The 20,143-nt window shown below is 46.3% G+C and carries 15 protein-coding genes and 2 tRNA genes; 14 read left to right on the plus strand and 3 right to left on the minus strand.

Going from position 1 to position 20,143, the window contains the following annotated elements:
• Positions 1-10: 10 nt before the first annotated feature.
• On the minus strand, positions 11-652 hold the full coding sequence (locus AABK39_RS20950) for a hypothetical protein (RefSeq protein ID WP_338395190.1): 642 nt from the start codon (positions 650-652) through the stop codon (positions 11-13).
• A gap of 92 nt (positions 653-744) precedes the next feature.
• On the opposite strand from AABK39_RS20950, the gene AABK39_RS20955 reads away from it, so the two are divergent.
• The 12 genes from AABK39_RS20955 (at position 745) to AABK39_RS21010 (ending at position 16,114) form a co-directional block, all read left to right on the plus strand.
• On the plus strand, positions 745-1,461 hold the full coding sequence (locus AABK39_RS20955) for a 4'-phosphopantetheinyl transferase family protein (RefSeq protein WP_338395191.1): 717 nt from the start codon (positions 745-747) through the stop codon (positions 1,459-1,461).
• Between the two features lie 566 nt (positions 1,462-2,027).
• Positions 2,028-3,431, plus strand: a complete 1,404-nt coding sequence (locus tag AABK39_RS20960) for a GAF domain-containing protein (protein WP_338395192.1) — start codon at positions 2,028-2,030, stop codon at positions 3,429-3,431.
• Between the two features lie 252 nt (positions 3,432-3,683).
• Positions 3,684-4,409 (plus strand): SIMPL domain-containing protein, encoded by a 726-nt coding sequence (locus AABK39_RS20965; RefSeq protein WP_338395193.1) that lies wholly within the window; start codon positions 3,684-3,686, stop codon positions 4,407-4,409.
• A gap of 268 nt (positions 4,410-4,677) precedes the next feature.
• The gene (locus tag AABK39_RS20970) at positions 4,678-6,111 is read left to right on the plus strand and encodes a glycoside hydrolase family 125 protein (RefSeq protein WP_338395194.1); all 1,434 of its coding nucleotides are present in this window, start codon (positions 4,678-4,680) and stop codon (positions 6,109-6,111) included.
• A 135-nt stretch (positions 6,112-6,246) separates the two neighbouring features.
• Positions 6,247-7,089 carry a LytR/AlgR family response regulator transcription factor gene (locus AABK39_RS20975; RefSeq protein WP_338395195.1) on the plus strand — a complete coding sequence of 281 codons (843 nt, stop codon included), beginning with the start codon at positions 6,247-6,249 and terminating at the stop codon, positions 7,087-7,089.
• Positions 7,090-7,505: 416 nt separating this feature from the next.
• A complete protein-coding gene (locus AABK39_RS20980; RefSeq protein ID WP_338395196.1) occupies positions 7,506-8,861 on the plus strand; it encodes a TolC family protein in 1,356 nt (451 codons plus the stop codon).
• A gap of 131 nt (positions 8,862-8,992) precedes the next feature.
• Positions 8,993-10,072 carry an efflux RND transporter periplasmic adaptor subunit gene (locus AABK39_RS20985; RefSeq protein WP_338395197.1) on the plus strand — a complete coding sequence of 360 codons (1,080 nt, stop codon included), beginning with the start codon at positions 8,993-8,995 and terminating at the stop codon, positions 10,070-10,072.
• Between the two features lie 167 nt (positions 10,073-10,239).
• Positions 10,240-13,299, plus strand: a complete 3,060-nt coding sequence (locus tag AABK39_RS20990; protein ID WP_338395198.1) for an efflux RND transporter permease subunit — start codon at positions 10,240-10,242, stop codon at positions 13,297-13,299.
• Positions 13,300-13,619: 320 nt separating this feature from the next.
• A complete protein-coding gene (locus tag AABK39_RS20995) occupies positions 13,620-14,981 on the plus strand; it encodes an SDR family NAD(P)-dependent oxidoreductase (RefSeq protein ID WP_338395199.1) in 1,362 nt (453 codons plus the stop codon).
• 35 nt (positions 14,982-15,016) lie between these two features.
• A tRNA-Gly gene (locus tag AABK39_RS21000) sits at positions 15,017-15,088 on the plus strand.
• 12 nt (positions 15,089-15,100) lie between these two features.
• A tRNA-Asp gene (locus tag AABK39_RS21005) sits at positions 15,101-15,172 on the plus strand.
• Positions 15,173-15,358: 186 nt separating this feature from the next.
• A complete protein-coding gene (locus AABK39_RS21010; protein WP_338395200.1) occupies positions 15,359-16,114 on the plus strand; it encodes a DUF434 domain-containing protein in 756 nt (251 codons plus the stop codon).
• A gap of 103 nt (positions 16,115-16,217) precedes the next feature.
• On the opposite strand, the gene AABK39_RS21015 is transcribed toward AABK39_RS21010, so the two are convergent.
• Together AABK39_RS21015 and AABK39_RS21020 are read right to left on the minus strand one after the other, a co-directional pair.
• The gene (locus AABK39_RS21015; RefSeq protein WP_338395201.1) at positions 16,218-17,141 is read right to left on the minus strand and encodes an IS982 family transposase; all 924 of its coding nucleotides are present in this window, start codon (positions 17,139-17,141) and stop codon (positions 16,218-16,220) included.
• 169 nt (positions 17,142-17,310) lie between these two features.
• Positions 17,311-17,892 (minus strand): PhnA domain-containing protein, encoded by a 582-nt coding sequence (locus AABK39_RS21020; RefSeq protein ID WP_338395202.1) that lies wholly within the window; start codon positions 17,890-17,892, stop codon positions 17,311-17,313.
• A gap of 130 nt (positions 17,893-18,022) precedes the next feature.
• Here AABK39_RS21020 and AABK39_RS21025 point away from each other — a divergent pair, with 130 nt between their 5' ends.
• The gene (locus tag AABK39_RS21025; protein ID WP_338395203.1) at positions 18,023-18,595 is read left to right on the plus strand and encodes a Crp/Fnr family transcriptional regulator; all 573 of its coding nucleotides are present in this window, start codon (positions 18,023-18,025) and stop codon (positions 18,593-18,595) included.
• Positions 18,596-18,762: 167 nt separating this feature from the next.
• Positions 18,763-20,034, plus strand: coding sequence for a TolC family protein (locus tag AABK39_RS21030; RefSeq protein WP_338395204.1), 1,272 nt, complete (start codon positions 18,763-18,765; stop codon positions 20,032-20,034).
• Positions 20,035-20,143 lie beyond the last annotated feature (109 nt).

Here is a 20,143-nt window from a genome sequence, read left to right on the forward strand (position 1 = left end):
TTTGGTAGTGTTATCTGAATACGGAAAATACGTTTTTGTCGCTATGGCTTCTTGCCGCCGTTCCGGTTCCTGTGGCGTCGATTGACTTAAATGCGCCGGAAAAGCTTCCTTTCATAGTTTTTCCGTTGTCTAGCGTAACTTCGTAGCTTACTTCATAGTTTGGGCTGGTTCCCGAGACGGTCACCTTTCCGCCTTTTATAGGAAACGAGGTGTCGGTTTGGGTGAATTTCCCGTCATCATTCGAATCGATAACCGCTAGAGCTGGGTAAAAGAAACTGATGTCTTTAACATCATCGGGAGTTGCGGTTTGCCCGTCGATATACTCGAAGGTTCCCGGCACAAATTTTTCGGTGCCAAGAGAATACATCTCGGCGACGATCATAAGCTTTGCGTTTTCGACATCATAGCCGTTGCTTCCGTTTGTGGTTTGTTGCACAAACTGCCCGTCGATCACATAAAAGTCTTTGTTGTAATGGGTTTGCCCGGCTCCGTAGTCGATGAAAAGGCCGTCGGAAAGGGTATAAGAGGCGTCGTTAAGCGTGACGGAGTTTTTTGTTGTGCCTTCGTCATCGTTATCGCTACTGCACGAGGCCAGATAAAGCGAGAGTATGAGAGCTATTAAAAGAAGGCCTGATATTTTAAGTCTTATCATGTGAGTAGGATTTATTTGTTTCAGAGAATAAAAGGTGTCGCTTTTGAAAGCATAATAAGCGTACCGGAATAGGTGTTTTAGGAAATAAAATCATGGAAATAGATAAAAAAGCGATTAGCCATTCGATAAAATCTTGGGTAAGGTCATTAGAAATAGATGGGAGAGTTTACGCTTTTTCTATTGCGGTAGTGGAAGGTGTGGCTGATTCGAGTGTTTTGTCAAAAGAAGAGTTGCAGACATTTGAGGAGTTAGGGGAGCTGAGAAAAGCTTCATATTGTTTGGGAAGAGTTGCAGCAAAGTCCGCAGTTTCGGCTCTGGTGCCATCATTAGGGTTTGACCGAATAGAAATTCTGTCTGGGATTTTTGGCCAGCCGGTATTGCGATGCGACAGCCTGCGAGGTTTCAATGTGAGCATCGCCCATACGGGAGAGGTCGCATTGGCTATAGTGTTTCCAGAGGAGGTTCCATGCGGAGTGGATGTCGAGAAGCTTAGGGAGGGAGTCTCCGAGATGATTGCTCCTGAATTAAGTTATGGCGAAAGAAAACTATTGGCCGGTAGTGGGAAAGATGCGGAAGCCGTTCGGATTTGGGGAGCGAAAGAGGCTATGTCGAAAGTTTTGAGAACTGGAATGGCTGTTCCCGCCCGTTTTTTCGAAATAAATGAGAGCGAGAAGCGGGGAGGCGGTAAAGTTTACCGTTACCAGCATTTTGATGAGTACCTGGCGGTGACTTATACCACTTCCGAAGTCGTCTTTGTATTTGCCGTGCCAATTGTTATTGTGAAAGTGATTGAAGGATTCTATTACTGAGTCAAGAGAGGCCATTTAAAAAGAGGGGCTTTGTTGATATTGTGAAGAAGGCTTATCTTAATGTTATTATTAATATAATTGTATTATAAAAACGTGCGGAATATTTCATGTGTTAAATGGAAATAAAATTTTCAGTGATGTAAATATGGTATTTTTTTGTGTTATACTAATTGCTGGCTATTAGTGCTGGGAGAAACAATACCTGAAAGGGGTGAAAATTATTGAGGTGTCTTATGTGTTGATTTTTATCTTTATTTTCTTTGTTTACACAGTTCTCAGTATTGTTTCTTCATAATTTTAATCCAATTATTTTGAATGAAATCTTAGCTTTATGTCAATAATGTTTGTTTTTATTTAATTTGCTTTGACAGGGTTGGCTTAAAGTGATTGTGATGATACATTAAGTTTGTGTGTACGTTTTGTTGTGAAAACGAAGAGAAATAAGGACTTTTAGATTAAAAAAAACACACAAAAGGATATTACTTTTTGTGTTATATATGAAATTATGTATCCAATTCTGTATATTTGATCACGTTATGATTTAGCCAGTAAAAGCAGTTTTAAATATGGGATTTTTTAGTCAAGTAATGGATTTGGGAATCCACCATGCGGGGGATGACTTCATTGAACAACAAAATTATAGAGCATCAAATGTCGCTTCGGTAGCCTTGGGACTAGCTGCGTTCCCTTTTATAACGGCTAGTTTTATATCAATACCAGAGACGGCGATATACCCGGGGATAACTCTGTTATTGTGTATAATAAGTTTGTTCCTGAATAAGAATGGGGCGAACAAGGCCGGGCGGTTTGTTCTGTCAATTTCCGGTATAATCGGTGGAACGGGTTATCAGTTCGGTTTGTTGGAAGAAGGCGATCCTTTGTTGGTTTCGATTTTTGTAGTGTGTGTGTCATTGTTGACAATGCCTTGGGTCTTTATTAGGCTTAGCGAAAAAACGGAATTATTTTTCTCTAATCTGGTTTGTATCGGTTTAGTGCTGTTACAACTTTTTGGCACCGAAAGATTTGATGCCGCTAGTGACGGGGGCGTAACGGACCTGTTCCGTACGGGAGGGATGTATTACGGCTCCTTTATTATTGCGATTATTTTTATCTCACTCTCTGCTTTTTGTATCCGGTGGGTGAATGAGCAAGTTGTGTCCCAAAACGTGAAGTTGGTTACCGGAATGGAAGAAACTAACAGGGAACTCCAGGGTAATTCCTCCAAACTCGAGGAGTATATTGACCAGCTTGAGGAAAAAAGGAAAGAGGACGAAAGACGTAAGTGGCAATCCGACGGTATTACGGCGCTGAGTGGCGTAATACGGCCGGGCGTGTTGTTGGAAGAAGTTCAGGACGAACTGATCTCGATGTTGGTGCGTTATCTGGAAGCTAATCAGGGCGCTCTATACACAGTGTCGGACGCCAAGGAAAACGAGGAATCGCACATCAATATCAGCGCTTGCTACGCTTATGACCGCAAGAAGTTCGTCAATAAAAGGATCGAGATCGGAGAAGGTCTGGTAGGCCAGGTTTGCTTGGAAAAGGAGCCTGTGTTTATGACTGAAATCCCGCAAGGCTATTTTATGATTACTTCCGGTTTGGGAGAAGCTTTGCCTACGTCGTTGGTGATCATTCCGCTTATTCATAACGAAGAGGTGGAAGGCGTTCTGGAAATAGCTTCGTTTAAAGTTATGGACGAGCACGAGCGCGATTTCTTGGAAGAGGCGGGCAAACTGATCGGCGCGTTTATCGCAAGTAATAGAGTCGCCAGCAAGACTCAGGTACTGTTGGACGAGACACGCGTGCAGACCCAACGTTTGCGTGAGCAGGAAGAGGAACTCAGGCAAAATATGGAGGAAATGACCGCAACACAGGAACAGTGGTCTAGAAGAAAAGAGGAACTTGAAGAGGAAGTTTTTAACTTGAAGAAAGAAAACAAGGACTTCAAAAACCAGTTGGCAACAGTCTGATAATAAGCTGTCCGTATTATTTGCGAAAGTCGCTCCAATATCCTTGGAGCGACTTTTTTCGTTAAGTAGTCTATGTCTTGGCGAATTCTTATGTGAAAAATATTGCGGTTTTGTATACAACGTATGCTAAACTATGCGTGTCGTTTATGACACATGGCCGGCATGGCAGTTATATTCCCATATAAACTGGCAACATGTTTGGGAGGGTGAATGGTCGCCCTCGTTTAAATTTGAACCGAAAACATCCTCACTATGAAAAAGGCACTTTTTGCATTAGGCGTAATTTTGGCAAGCTTTGCGGGAATGTCCGCAATGGCCCAACAGGTCGGAACCATTAAGGTAGCGGGCAAAGGGGAGGTGAGTGTTGCCCCCAATACCGTTACATTGTCTATGAGCGTCGAATCCAGGGATAAGGATTATACGGCTTGTGTAACCAATCTTAATGAGCAGACCGAAGCTCTGAAGAAAGCGTTGAGGAAAGTGGGTTTCAACGAGAAAGACATTCTGACTACCAATTATAACGTTCGTAGAGAGACTCGTTACAACAACCAGTCCCGTCGTTCGGACTTTATCGGTTACTTGGCCACCCACTATTTGAAGGTGAGTTTTCCTTTTGATAAGTCGAGGCTAAACAAAGCCGTGAACGCTTTGAGCGCAAAAGCGGGGCAGGCGAGTTTCAATATTGCTTTCTCGGTGTCGGACACTGAGGCTTTGAAAGCGCAATTGGCTAAAAGCGCCGTAACCGACGCCACAAAGAAAGCCGAGGCCTTGGCGCAAGCAGCAGGCCTGAAACTAGGCTACATCCAAAGCATCGAATACGGAAACATACCTGTTAGGTACAGTAATGCGGGCTATCAGTTTGACGCCGAGGTGTCAATGATGAGGAAGTCTGAGTCGGCCGTTGCGGATATCAACCCGGAAGACGTGAAAAATACCGCAGACGTAACCGTAGTATGGGTGGTGACCAAAGCGGATTGATAGAGAATCTTGATCAAGATTCATAATCCCTTTAAAAATACAAATAGTTACGGGTGCCATACGGTGCCCGTTTTTTTTTGCGTACACTTTTCGTTTTTACAATTAGGCTGAGTTCCGATACATTAGTATAGATTGGGAAATCCTTTCAAAACGACGTATCTTGACTACATATTATATGTTTCGGTGTTCATAAGCCGAAAGGAAGTTTTCAATTCTCCGTTGCCATACGGAGACCGATATGTAACTTTTACACACAACTTTTACCCCGATGAATAAGGAATCACGCAGGGACTTTATCAAAAAGTCCGCATTAGCCGGTATCGCCCTTGGTGTGGGAGCCCATGGAGCTATTGCCAAAGACAAGTATTCTTCCAACAGGCCGGCGCCATCTTCTCGGAAATTCACCAGCCGGGCGGTGGAGAAAAAAATCAAGGAAATCAAGAAAGCCATCGCAGATCCCGAACTTGCCTGGATGTTCGAGAACTGTTTCCCGAATACTCTTGACACTACGGTGGAAACCGGAACGTTGAAAGGCAAGCCGGATACTTTTGTCATCACAGGCGATATTCCCGCTATGTGGCTTCGAGATTCCACGGCCCAAGTGTGGCCGTATTTGCCGTTGTTGAATGAAGATGAGGCTTTGAAGCGAATGGTTTTGGGTTTGGTAAACAGGCAAACCGCCTGTATTCTGATCGACCCTTACGCCAATGCCTTTAATAAGGACGGCTCTGAGGAAAGCCACTGGAAAAGCGACCATACCAAAATGCGCAACGAACTTCACGAGCGTAAGTGGGAGATCGATTCGCTCTGTTATTCGGTGCGCTTGGCTTACGGCTACTGGAAGCGTACCGGCGACGCCTCATGCCTTGACGCTGACTGGCGAAAGGCCTCTAAGCTGATCGTTCAGACATTCAAGGAACAACAGCGCAAAGACGGAAACGGCCCATACTCTTTCCAAAGAACCACTTCAAAATACGAAGACAACGTACCGCACTACGGTTGGGGCAACCCAGTGAAACCGGTCGGCCTGATTTGCTCGATCTTCCGTCCGTCCGACGACAGCACGGTATTTCCGTTCTTGGTTCCATCGAATTATTTCGCTGTTGCCTCATTGCGCCAAATGGCCGAGATGCACACCAAAGTACACAACGACAGGGCATTCGCCAAAGAATGTAACGACTTGGCCGACGAAGTGGAAGAGGCTTTGGAAAAATACGCGGTGGCTATGCACGAGTCGAAAGGTAAGATTATTCCTTTCGAAGTGGACGGCTTCGGCAACCGTATGTTGATGGACGACGCCAATGTGCCTAGTCTCCTTTCGCTTCCATACCTCGACGCAATGGACGCCAAAGACCCGCTTTACCAGCGTACTCGCGATTTCGTTTTGAGCGAAGACAACCCTTACTTCTGGAAAGGCGATAAGGCCGAAGGAATCGGTGGCCCGCACGTAGGTATGCATTATATTTGGCCGATGAGTATCACCATGCGCGCCCTCACTTCCGACAACGAAAAAGAGATACGAAAATGTTTGCGTATGCTCAAGGATACGCATGCCGGCACGGGCTTTATGCACGAAGGTTTCCATAAAGACAACCCTGAGAAATTTACCCGTTCGTGGTTCGCTTGGGCAAATACGCTCTTCGGCGAATTGGTGATGAAGACTTACAACGAGCGCCCTCATATTTTGAGAAACAGTATCTAAAGTCCAAACAAAGGATATAATGGAAAAGAGGCGTTAGCGCCTCTTTTTTGCTTTTACATTATCGGTATATTCTTTTGGCCTCTCTTGTTTATATTTGTGGGTTGCCAAAATTATCAAGAGCCATTGCCAACCATTATGAAATTAATTGGGAACCTAAACGCTCCATACCCATTTCCCAAAGGAAGTCGCCAAAAACTGTTCGTGGCGTTCTTTCACGGTTTGTTTGTGTATTTATTTCTGCTTTTTTATAAGCCTTTCGGAGTAGATACGCTACCTGACAGCGCCGTCTATCTCATAGGTTATTTTGTATGCTTATTTATTACGGGCGTTATTTGGTTTTTCGTCTGGCCACAGATTTTTCCGAAATGGTTTGAAAGCAAAACATGGAATGTAAAAAAAGAGCTTTTGTTCTTTTCTTCCGAAGGCCTGTCGGTGTCGGTGCTTAATTATTTTTATCATTATACATTCGCACCTGATCTTGCGCCAGATTACACTTTCCCCGAGTTTATTAGGATAACGATGTTAGTTGCGTTAATCCTATTTTTGGTGTCGGTGACGGTACTTAAACGGGTGTTGTTGTCATGGAATTTGAAAAATGAAATCTCGCAAGATTTAAAACAGGGAGAAGCCATCCCGACAACCAAAGTGACGGTTAAAGGGAACGCGTTAAAGTTCGGAGAACTGGATGTAAGCGTAGACGAATTTCTGTTCGCAAGATCGGATAACAACTATACGACTTTCTTTTTTTGGAAAGATGAAAGCTTAAAGAAAGAGCTTTTGAGAGTATCGCTAAAAAGTGTCGCCGAGCAGTTTTCGGAAGTGGAAGGAATTGTCCGATGCCACAAATCGTTTATTGTCAACAAGGACAAAATTATAAATATTTCAGGTAATGCCAGATCTAAAAACATTACTCTGGAAAACTATTCCGCGCCCATTCCTGTATCAAGAAGTACACCCAATGAAATGTTGGAGTCCTGAGCCTTCAATATTTATATAGCCGAATATTATGACTTATACCTGCTTGGCTGTCAATGCCATTGCAGATTCCGACATATGTGTCGCTCTATTTTTTTGAAAATGGCCTAATATCTTCCTATATGCTTCGGTTCTATTTTTTATTCGCTTAAGAGCTGTATACGCTCTTTTTTATAGGGAAACAGGGCGTGATGACTCATTATCTTCCTTCCTTTTTCAAGAATATAGCTTTCCCATTCGTCCCAAAAAATCCGTTTGCTCCCAAACAAATCCGGTTCGTAACATTTTTGTCCAGTTCGTACCAAAGTTTTTTTTCAAAGGGAACCATCCTTCAAATTGCCGTTCGATAATCAAGCGAGTTAGGACACCAATTCTCGCTTGCCGATATTTTTTTGATGTAATCAATATATAAATAAACCATGAAGAATAGTTTTCGAACAGCTTTGCTGTTGTTGTTGTGTTATGGTGGGCAAACCTTCGGACAAGATGCTTTGGATGGCTACGTGGAGCTTGGCTTGAAGAACAACCAAGAGTATATCCGAGAACAACTCCGTACTCAAAGAAGCGCCCAAGAGCTGAAGGAAGCCAGAAGTTTTTATCTGCCAGACATAAGTGCCGGAAGCCAATATTTGATTTCCGGAGGTGGCCGAACTATCGGCTTCCCAGCGGGAGATATGCTTAACCCTGTCCATACAGCGCTGAATTCCCTTTCAGGATCAGACATTTTCCCGACAGATGTGGAAAACGAAAAAGTACAACTTTTACCAAACGATTTTCACGACACTAGAATACGTTTGATACAGCCTTTGCTTAACACCTCAATCTATTATGGGTATAAGGCCCGGAGCGCACAAGTCTCGATGCAAGAGGCAAAGGAGCAAGCGTTTCGAAACAGTTTGGTTTACCGGATCAAAAAAGCCTATTACGAACACGCTTCGCTAGTGGAGCAAAGACAGATACTAAGCAACGTTCGGCCAGTTTTGGTAGAGCAAGTGGACCTGAACCGCAAGCTGGTAAAAAACGGTATGGCCACCGCTGACGCCGTTTACAACGCCGAGGTGGAACTACATAAACTCGACGCTCAAATAGCGAGAGTAAAAAAGGGTGTCAACACTTCCAGAATATTTTTCAATATCCTCTTGAACAGAAATCTGGAAGAAACGGTAGAAGTGGATCTTTCTTCGGCGCCTATGATTGCGAATAATGCGTCTTTGGATGCTTCACAAGAATTGGCTTTGGACCGTCGTGCCGAGATAACGCAAGTGGAAGAGGGCATAAGGGCCACCGAATATCAGGTCAAAAAAGACAAAACCTACCTAGTGCCCGAACTCTCGCTAATGGCGGATGCGGGTTATCAAGGCTTCGGTTATAAGTTCGACAGTGACCAAGATTATTATACAGTAGCTTTCAGCCTGACAATCCCCATTTTTCAGGGCGGAAGGAATAAGGCCAAGATAAAGAAATCGGTACTGGCCAAAGAGGAACTGGAATCCGAGCTGATAGATCTCCGGAACAAGATACGGCTGGAGGTGGCGCAAGCGCATTACGAGTTGGAAGAGGCTATGGAGATTCACCAAGCCCGAATGGCTGAAATGACATCTGCCAAAGAGAATTTCAAGATAATAAGCATGCGCTATCGGGAAGACCAGGTTTTGCCTGTGGCCTATAACGAATCCAGAGCGAACCTTACCAATGCCGAATTGCAGGAATCTGTGGCGCGATACGGAATCAAAATCGCCGAAGCGAATTTTCGCAGAGCCGTTAAGGCGCAATAGTATAGAGTGCGATGCTCAAAGCATAATTCAATAGGCAAGCGTCGAGTATTAGTCGAGTTTATCACAACACTACCTAATACTTAAGATCAAATACCTAATACCGTATAGAATCTAACTGAAAGCAACCGACAATGAGAACCATAATAATGATAACCGTACTGGCCGTTTCGCTTTTCGGCTGTGGCAAGGAATATAATACAGGGGCAAATAAGCGGAAAGGAGCGCCGAGAAAAGTAAGAACCGTTTCGGCCGGAAGTTTGTCCCAAGTTCAGCCGGTGATCGCCAGCGGGGTCTTGGCCTCTAAAGTGGAAGTTACCGTATCGTTTAAGATTGGTGGCGTGTTGCAAGGGCTTTACGCCGAGGAAGGCCAGACGGTGGGTGCCGGAAAACGGATCGCCAGCCTTAATCTTTCGGAGATAAATGCCCAAGTAAAATCGGCTCGGCAGGCCTATGATAAATCCGTGCGTGACTTGGCTAGGTTTTGTAACCTTTATAAAGAGAAAGCCGCTACGCTGGAACAAAAACAAAATGCCAAAACGGCCGAGTCCGTAGCGAAAGCGCAACTGGAAGTGGCGGAATTCAATCAACGCTACGCCAAGATCAATTCGCCGGTAAAGGGTAAAGTGTTGAAGCGTTTTGTGGAAAGCGGGCAAGTAGTTTCCGCTGGACAACCAATATTTTTGATTGGTGGATCTGGCAGTAAAGGTTCGCAAGTTATGCGTGTTGGGCTGGCCGACAGGGAAGTGGTAAAACTTAAATCCGGCGACAGGGCCGAGATGTTTTTCGACGCTTATCCATCCAAAACCTTTGAGGCTTTTGTAACCGAGATCGCCGAAAAGGCGGATCCAACTACAGGTCTTTTCGAGGTGGAGCTTTCGCTTGGCAAATACCGTCCGGAATTGAAAAGCGGTTTTATAGGCAAGGTTTCTCTCTACCCTTCGAAAACCGAAGAGGTTTACGTAGTGCCGATGTCGGCGTTGGTGGAAGGCGAGGTAAAGACTGCGACGGTCTTTATAACATACGACGGTGCCACTGTCCATCGTAAGACGCTTCGGGTATCCGAAATAAGGGGCGATTCTTTTACAGTACCGCAAAGCGAATTGGACTCCGGGGCCAAGATTATTACGGCCGGAGCGCCCTATCTTCGAGACCGGGATTCCGTGGTTATCGTGCGCCACAACATCATCAGTCCGGCCCTTCCGATATTATAAAAGGGGAATTTTCATAATTGTGTAGACCTCCGGAAGTCCGACAGTATCGCTCTACAAGCGGTATCGTTCGGATTTATTAATGAACAGATTATCAGTATTGTATCCTTATTCACCTTAGCGGTGGCTTGTCCGCTGGCAGGTGGTGTTTTCGGATAAAATAACAAGAAATGAAATTACCAGAGATAGCCCTAAAAAACAGGATGTTCGTCCTGACGGTCGTGGCCTTGGCGGTTTTTGTCGGGTTCCGATCGTTTAAGACTATGCCCCGGGCCGAGGATCCTTTTCTCTCCACGCCCAACTACGCCGTGGTGGTCGTTTTGCCCGGAATGAGCCCCGAGGATATGGAAGAGCTGGTGGCCGATCCTATTGAGGAAGCCATGGACGAACTGGACGATATTACGGAAATCCGTACCGAAATTAGCAACGGCTTGGCGATAATCAATGTCGAGGCCTCCTTCGGAATAGACTATGACGACAAGTATGACGATATAGTCGGCGAAGTGAATCAGCTTAGGCAAACGCTCCCTTCGGGTATTGTTATGCTTGACGTTACGCAGTTCAAACCCGAGGATATGGTTGTGGTTCGGCAGTACGCTTTGGTGTCGGAAGGCGCTTCGTACGCCCAACTTTACGACGAGGCCGAGCGCTTCGAAGACTTGCTGAACCAATCGGAACTGGTAAAGAAAGTGGAGATAGAGGCCTCGCCCGAAGAGCGTGTACGGATTAGCCTTGATTTTAGGAAGATGGCCAATCTGGGCGTCAACCTTTCGCAAGTGGCCGGCGTGCTGAGCGGCAACAACGTCAATATTCCCGGAGGGGAAATAAAGTCGGGGACGATGAGCTTTAACGTGAAGTCGTCGGGCAAATACGGTTCGCTGGACGAGATCCGGAATACGGCCATCGGCGCTCATGAAGGTAAGATCGTTTACCTCAGGCATATCGCGGAAGTAGGGCACGCTTACGAAGACCAGCGGTGGATAGCCCGCTACGGCGCCAAGAAGTCCATATTCGTAACCGTTACGCAGAAAAAGGGCGGAAACATCATGACTTTAGCCGGTGATCTGGATAAAAAGGAAGCTAATTTTTCCGAGAAATTGCCGGTATCCATTTCATTGGAAACCGCCTTTGACCAAGCCCCTGCGGTAAAGGGGCGCCTTGATGAGTTTGTTGTGAATTTGGTACAGGGTATCGTTTTGGTAGGCGTGATTATTCTGGTGTTTTTGGGTTGGCGTCCGGCTTTGGTGGTAATGGTCGTTATTCCGTTATCAATACTTTTGGCGATCACCGTTCTCAATTTTTCCGGCTACGCTTTACAGCAGATTTCCATCGCCTCTCTGGTTATCGCCCTTGGGCTTTTGGTGGATAACGGGATAGTGGTGATCGAAAATATCGTTCGCTTCAGACGCGACGGTTATACATTGGCGGAAGCCGCGGCGAAAGGTACTGGCGAGGTGGGGTATTCCATTATCAGTTCTACGCTTACCACCGTTTTGGCTTTCGCTCCCTTGGCTTTTATGGCCAGTGGACCGGGCGTTTTCCTGCGCAGTATGCCGCTAACCGTAATTTACGTACTTACCGCTTCGCTGATTCTGGCCCTGACCTTTACGCCTATTATGGCCAGAAAAATATTAAAACAAAAAGGCGAGATCAAGACCCCGGTGGTTTCCAGACATCTGGAAAAATTAATAGAAAAATTCTACGCTCCGGCTTTGCGGTTCGCCCTTAGAAAAGGCTGGGTGGTTTTGGGCAGTGGCATAATAACTTTATTAGGAGCCTTGTCCCTGTTTCCGAGCATTGGCGTAAGCTTCTTTCCCACGGCCGACAAACCGATGCTGTTGATCAGTGCGGACCATCCTTATACCAGGAATATCCTGCATACCGACAGCACTATGCGCTTTATAGGTTCGGTGCTGGACACGATGGATTACGTGGATTCGTACGTTACCAACGCCGGTCACGGGAATCCGCAAGTGTATTACAATCGTCAGCCAGAGGAATATAAATCGTATCACGGCGAGGCTCTGGTGAATTTTAAGGAATGGGATCCCGATAAATTCTACGCCACTTTGGCAAACCTCCGTAAGACATTCGCCGATTATCCTGACGCTAAGATCACTTTTAGCGAATTGAAAAACGGTGCGCCCTTCGAAGCTCCCATAGAGGTTATGATTATGGGCAAAGACTTGGAGGTGTTGAGAAAAATATCTTTTGATATAGAAAAGATAGTGGACGAGTCCGAAGGGACTCTGGACGTAGCCAATCCGTTGGCCAACGCCAAAACCGACATCAAGGTAAATATCAATAGGGACAAAGCGGCTTTATTAAATGTTTCCTTGTTGGATATTGACAAAACGGTAAGGGCCGGGCTAGGCGGGTTGCGTATCGACGACGTGTCAATGGATGTGGACAACGAGGAATATCCGTTGATTATAAGAATGCCTTTCGATGGGAAAAATACAGTGGAAGATTTCGGTAAGATGTACGTCACCAACCGCATGGGGCGACATATACCGTTGAGCCAATTGGCAGTGGTGGAGTTTGAGCAGGACTACGCCCAAATCAACCATTACAATACCGAAAGAAATACGGCCGTAACGGCCAATGTCACCAACCCCGACAAGACCAAGGCGATTACCGAAGCCATTATCCCGAAACTGGACGCCTATGATTGGCCCGATGGATACCGCTACCGAATGGGGGGCGAATACGAAAGCCAAACCGAAAGTTTCGGCGATTTGGGAACTTTGCTGTTCGTGGCCATGGTATTGATTTTCGCCGTATTGGTATTGCAGTTCCGTTCCGTAAGCCAGCCGTTGATTATATTTTCGGCCATACCGCTGGCCGTCAGCGGATCGTTTGTGGCGCTGTACCTGACCAACTGGTCGTTTTCGTTCTTCGCTTTTATCGGCTTTATCAGCCTGGTGGGCATAGTGGTCAACAACTCCATAATATTGGTGGATTACACCAACCAACTAATGGAATCGGGAATGGCCAAGACGAACGCCATAACCACCGCAGCCCACAGGCGCTTTACGCCGATAGTGCTGACTACCCTTACCACCATCTTAGGGCTGTTGCCGCTGACGCTTTCGGGAACCTCACTTTGGTCGCCTCTGGGCTGGACTCTTATCGGCGGGATGATATCTTCTACCTTGCTGACCCTATTGGTCGTTCCTATTCTGTATCAATGGTTTACCAAAGGAAGAAAGGATTTGGCGGAAGCGTAAAGGGTTGTTATAAAGGAAAGTGTGTAGAGACAGAGGGTACTCTGTCTCTACGTTTTGATGAAGGTGTGGAACCTCAGGATTTCCTTTTTGACATAGTTAATCCTGACGGGCTTAATATTATAGATACTTTGACTCTTTTTAGCCTTAGAGCGCACAGAATGTATTGGGACAAAGACCCAAATGCCAAAAACTGTCTTTCCATTATAGCTAAGGCCACTATGCCGGCATGACTCTGGGCTAAACCATGAAATTTTATTAATTTGTTTTCTTCGGCTAGAAAACCTCTTCGGGTTTTGACAATGATGTTGTGAAGAAAATATATGGACGAATTAGAGTTTACGGAAAGCGAGTGGAATACCTGCCTTAAAGTTTTGGAGATACTTAAAAACGATCCGCTGAATAATCCCGATAACAAGCGCTTCAGTGGCATAATCACCAAGCTCCATAAGAATGCGAAAAAAGCCCTTAATAAAGAGAAAAACGAAAACAGGGCAAGGCAAGACAAAGAAACCGTTTTTTCATCCGCAATTGCCATGAACGCTTTGGCGGGAGTGAGCTTTTTTAGTGATGGGAAGCCAAAAGAACAGCGATACAAGGCGGTACACAATCCACGGAATTGCTATTGCTGTAACAGCCCGTACTACGACGTTCATTCTTTTTATCACAGGCTTTGCCCTGATTGCGCCGAACAGAACTACGCTTGGCGTTTCCGTTCGCCCGATCTTTCCGGTCGGAATATAATTATTACCGGAGGGCGCGTCAAAGTCGGTTTCGCTACCGCATTACGATTCCTTAGGGCCGGAGCGAATGTGACGGTTACTACCCGGTTTCCCGCTTTGGCACTGGAAACTTACAGCAAAGAGCCTGATTATTCAGAATGGAAAGACAAGCTTTTCCTTTACGGATTGGATTTAAGAAACCTCGGAGCCGTAAAGGAATTCATAACCGAGTATAAGAAGAGATATCCGCATCTAGATATATTGATCAATAACGCCGCGCAAACGATCAAATATACGGAGGAGTTTTATCGTCCGATTATCGCCGAAGAGCGAAAGCATTTAGAGAACTTATCTTCAGCCAACCGTTTGTTCAGCGAGAATAAAACACCCGTAACCGAAAACGAAACCCGAAGGCTTCCGGCCTCAAGCTTCGACAAAGTATCCCTTACACGCTTCGGGCAACCGGTGGACACAAGACATAAAAACAGCTGGAACTCCACTCTTGAGGAAATCGGCGATTATGAATTGTTGGAAGTAAACCTTATCAACCAAATATCCCCTTATCTGATGCTTAGGGAATTGGCTTCGCATATGAGGAATTCCCCTTATCCGGAACGTTTTGTCATCAACGTGACCTCTTCCGAGGGACAATTCAGTTATTCGAACAAAACGATATATCATCCGCATACGAATATGACCAAGGCGGCGCTGAATATGATGACCCGCACGTCTGCCCGAGAGCTTGCCGTAAGCGGAATATTCATGAATGCGGTGGATGTGGGTTGGATCTCTACCGGTGCGGTGGAATCTCTTCGCAAAAGACAGTTTGAACGAGGGTATATCCCTCCTTTGGATTCTGTGGACGGAGCATCGAGAATCATGCACCCCGTGTTTGAATCTCTTATCAATAAAGTTACCTTTGTAGGTAAGTTGTTAAAAAATTACAAGATCGAGAATTGGTAAATTGCCTGTTCGTTTGATTTTTTGATAAAATACATGAGCTGGTGGTGTAATTGAAAACATACCTGACAGCCAATCAGGAGATGCGGGTTTGATTCCCGTCCTGCTCTTATGGCTTTGGGGAAGCTGTGGTGTAACTGGAAACACGTCTGACTGTCAATCTTGAGTTACGGGTTCAAGTCCCGTCGGCTTTTCCCCTGATACCGCCCAAGCGTTTATAGTATAACTGGAAATATGACGGATTTCAAATCCGAAGATGCGGGTTCGATTCCCGCTAAACGTTTGGGCTCTTTTTGATAAAAGTATTCTCTTTTCCGGTAAGGCTTGATATCTTTTCAACCACTCTCCACTCCGAAATACTCTTTATTTAGTACGCACATATGCCTCATAAACAAAACCATAGGGGAGCTAATCCCAGAGACGCCAAATCGTTCTCGGACAAACAGCTTCCGGACCTAAAACAAGCGCTTGAACACCTGAATTATCTTCTTTCAAGAGACTATAACCCTAAATCATCCCTGAAATTGGTGGGCGACCGGTTCCGTTTTACCGAACGGCAACGCAGGGCTATCGCCCATTCGGCTTGTGGCGAAAAGGAACTAAAGGAAAGGCGGGCAAAACACGTTAGCGCTGATCAAATTGCGGGAAAGAAAATAGCGGTGGACGGTTATAACCAATTAATCACAATGGAGGCCGCCTTGTCGAAAGCTCCCGTGTTTATCGGTACGGACGGCTGCTATCGCGATATTGCCAGTGTGCACGGTACTTACAGAAGGGTAGAGGAGACTATTCCGGCGCTTGAGCTGTTCGCCAAATTTTTTGAGGAAATGAACCCTGAAAAGGTGCTTTGGGTGTTTGACAAACCCATTTCCAACAGCGGAAGGCTAAAGCAAATGATCCAAACCTTGGCCGACGAAAAGGGATGGCGCTGGGACGTGACGCTGGATTTTAATCCCGACAAATATATTGCGGAGAAAGAAGGCTGGATAGCCGTTTCCTCAGACAGTTGGGTTTTGGACAATTCTGACCAATGGCTGAACCTGAACGCCTACCTAATTGACAAGCATGTTCCCGACGCTTGGTTGATTGATTTTGAAAATATCAAAACGGATAACGAATGTAAGTCTGGAATGTGACTATTGAGACAAGACATGTCTCTCTGGTGATTTTAACCGTAAAAAACTAGGTCTTAGGTATTATCACGAACGAAGTACCTAACGTGAACTTGGAATCGAAATATTAGATTAGTTCAATCGTCATCTTCCTATCCCACTTCCCCAGCTTCTTGGGGAATTTAGGGCATTCAGGTGTTTTGTCAAGGAAAGTATAAGCGAGTAACGCGGCTATTGTGTTGATTAGAAACCCTTTGACGCTTCTGTGCCTTGAGTGTTCAATCTGGCAAACATGTTTGAGGATATCGAACGCCGATTCGATTAGCCGCCTGTGCTTCAAATAGTGTTTTTGCTCTTCGGCAAGCATTTCTTTGGGCCTCATTTTACTCCTGAGCTTTGTGACCAAGGTTAGGCCTTTGCCCCTGAGTTCGTCCCTGAGTTTGGAAATATACCCTTTGTCCCCATAGAGGAACCCTTGCAGGTCTTTGGTGAGTGACCTGAGCATTTTGTGGTTGTTGTCCGATACATTTCCCGAAGATATCCTGACGACGACCAGCTGTCCGTATTCGTTTATGACGGCATGGAGCTTAAACCCGAAGAACCATCCCATCGAGCTCTTGCCACGTTTGGCGATTCCGGCGAAAACCCTGTGTTGTTTTATTCTTTTGTTGTGGCACACGGCCAGAGGTTTGGAGTCCACGTAATTGTGGCCTGTCCGGGGAGACAGCCTGACGGCCTGCATAAAAAGCGTCATGGGAGCGAAAACCCGGTTTGAGGCGGTAAGGAAAGTGGTGTAGTCCGGCAGGTCCGGAAAGTAGCTTCTCAGGTAAACCATAAGCACGTTGTTGTAGTACCACTTGAAACACCGGATGCCGGAGAGGTGAAAGAATATCAAAACCGTCATGATTTCACTGTCACTCATCGTCGCGGGCCTACCGGATTTCTTCTGGTTTCCGATTCCTTTCTCCTTGTGGTACTCGTCCAATCGTTTGCAGAAATCGTCGGAAGCGATGAAAATTTCAGTTAATTTGAGAGTGTCCAGAACGGTCATGTCCAGTTGTGTTTATTCGGTTTGTACAAAAACACAAATAAACAAATACTCAAACATTGATCTTTCTGGACGATCCCTTCTTTACCTGACTGTATTTGAGTCGGTTAAATTCCAAGCTCACGTTACCTAATACTTGATACCAAATACCTAAGACCTAAAGAAAAACTCCTTATTTCTGCTTCTTGACAAATTTTGTCAGGATAACGATATGTTGTCCGCTTACCCGTCCTTCTATCTGCTCGGCGTTGTCGTGTACAAGTGAGATATTTCTTACCGCCGTTCCTCTTTTGGCCGTGAAGTTGGCGCCTTTTACGTTAAGGTCTTTGGTCAGCACCACCGTGTCGCCGGCTTCCAATTCGGCGCCGTTGCTGTCCACGTGCTTTATTTTGTCGCCTTCCTCTTGGTCCTCGCCTGTGGCTTTGGCCCATTCCAGCGTCTCGTCGTCGAGGTATAGCATATCCAGCAGGTCCTGTGGCCAGCCTTCGGCGCGCAGGCGGGTCAGCATACGCCAGGCTATTACCTGCACGGCGGGCGTTTCGCTCCACATGCTGTCATTGAGGCAACGCCAGTGGTTCGCGTCCATCTTTTCCGGATTCTCTATCTGTTCGGCGCAGGTGGCGCAAGCCATTACGGCCTTGTCGGCGTTGTCTTCCTCAACTGGCGGTACTTGGTAAACGGTAAGGTTATCCTTGGCTCCGCAAAGCTCGCAGGCGTTGCCAGAGCGTTCGCGCAATTCTTTCTCTATGCTCATTTTTTCAGATGTTAGTATCCGCAAAACTTCCGCATACGGTGTTATTGTTCACTTTATGTTGCGGTGTCGGCGGAAAATCCCGAATTTACGCAGAAGCCCTGACAGGGCAAGGGATATTGATACGTTGCGAATGAAAGATTTTTTCGAATACTCGGATAGTACACACAAGATCACGCAGGAGGCAAAAGAGGACATGGCCTCACGGCTACAAACCGCCTCGTTCAAAAAAGGGGAGCACCTTTTGCGTGACGGACAAATCTGCCGCAGGGTATATTTTCTTAAAAAGGGTTTGGCCAAAATGTATCTGAACAAGGACGGCAAACAGGTTATACACAAATTCATGGTGGCTCCCATAATGTTCGCCGCACCCGAAAGTTTCCTTTCGCAAAGGCCCAGCAGGGTTTGGCTTACGGCCCTAACCGATATCGAAACCTACACGCTCACCTACAAAGACATCATGGAACTCTGCGACCACCACCACAGTGTGGAAAGGCTTATACGCCTGCACGCCGCGCGCATGGCCATGACTATTATCGACAGGGTAAACACCCATTTCTTCGATTCGGCCAGCGAACGTTACCGCAGTTTTATGGAAGAGTTCAAGGATGTTTATGACGAAATTCCACTGGGCGACATTGCTGCGTATCTGGGTATATCGCAGGTAAGCCTTAGCCGGATCCGGGCAAAAAAAGACGCTTTTTAACATTTGTAAAAAGAGAATACCCTTCCCTAAGATACCTTTACACCGTCATGACAACCTAACGCGGACTCACGGGCGCAGACTTGGAACAAAGCTTGGGCATTGATAAACCGACGCCGGCCCTAACTGGCAAGGTCCGCTCATTATTGTTTTACAAAACGAGATTGACGATGAGGGTAAGACTAACCAAACCCGCGCTGCTGTGGGCGGTTTTGGCCATATTCTTTGGCGACAACGCCCTGGCGCAGGGGAAACTTACGCTGGAAGAGTGCAGAGCCAAGGCCAAAGCCAACTACATAATCCTGAACAAACAGGGGCTGTGGGAAGAACACGAGGCAAAAACTCTGGAGGTCTTGAAAGCCGGGCAATTGCCTCTGCTTTTGGCCCATGCCGAGGCCAAATACGTATCGGACGTACCGAGGCCGGACACGGATTTTCCCGGTTTTCCAAAACTGCCCAAAGACCAATACCAGTTTTTCCTTTCGGCCAACCAACTCATTTACCAAGGCGGGTATATCAAGAAAATGAAGGCTAACGCCTCGCTTTCCACACAAGTGGAGCTGGACCAGCTGGAACTCGATTGGTATAAGTACGAACAACGTGTGGACGTTTTCTTCTTCAATATCTTTTTATTGGAAGAAGTGTCGGAGTCGATGAACCTGGCTCGCATCAGCCTAAACGAAAGGCTTCGCGAAGCGCAGGCGGGCGTGGAGCTTGGCGCCGTACTCCCTTACCAAACCGACTACCTTAAGGCGGAAATGCTGAAGATAGACCAAGAGGAAATAGGCGTCGAAAAGCAACGCCAAACGCTGTTGGAAAGCCTTTCGATTATTATGGGAGAGGAAATCAGCTCGGTAGACAGGCTACTGATTAGCGAACCCAAACTTGCGGAAATCGATAACGTTACCCGCCCGGAACTTCGCCTTATCGAAAGTAAAAAGACGGCCTTGCTGGCGCAAAACGACGTGCTTAAGTCACAGCGACTGCCCAAGGTGGAAGCCTTTGGCGTAACGGGTTACGGACAGCCGGGTTACAACTTCTTCAATCCCAATTTCGATTTCTATTATCAAGTGGGTGCCAAGGTATCCTGGAACGTATTCGACTGGAACAGGACCAAAAACCAGATGCGCATAAACGAAGTGAAAGCCAAAATGGGCGACGAGGACCGCGACCAGTTCCTCCGCAACCTGAAGGTGACGGTAACCAAACAGGAAAACGAAATTGAGGAATACCGCCGGCAACTGGCCAAGGACGAAGAGGAGTTAATCCTCCGCGAAAACATCCGCAATGGCGAGGCCTCCCGCTTCGATAACGGCGTAATAAGCGGAGCCGATTACGTAAAAGCCGTAAACGAGGAGAAAAATACCCGCGTAAGGATGCGCAAAAGACGTATCCAGATCATCCAGGCCCAATACGGACTCAATACTTTGCTTGGGCAATGATTTTGGGGAGTAAAAAGTAAAGAGTAATCGTTGGTGGTGAAGCGCGGTTGGAACCTTGCTATGGCTGGCGGCAGTCTCTTTACGCTTTACTATTTACTCAGGACTAGAT

Origin of the sequence: Fulvitalea axinellae, assembly GCF_036492835.1 — a bacterium.
GTDB classification, from domain to species: domain Bacteria; phylum Bacteroidota; class Bacteroidia; order Cytophagales; family Cyclobacteriaceae; genus Fulvitalea; species Fulvitalea axinellae.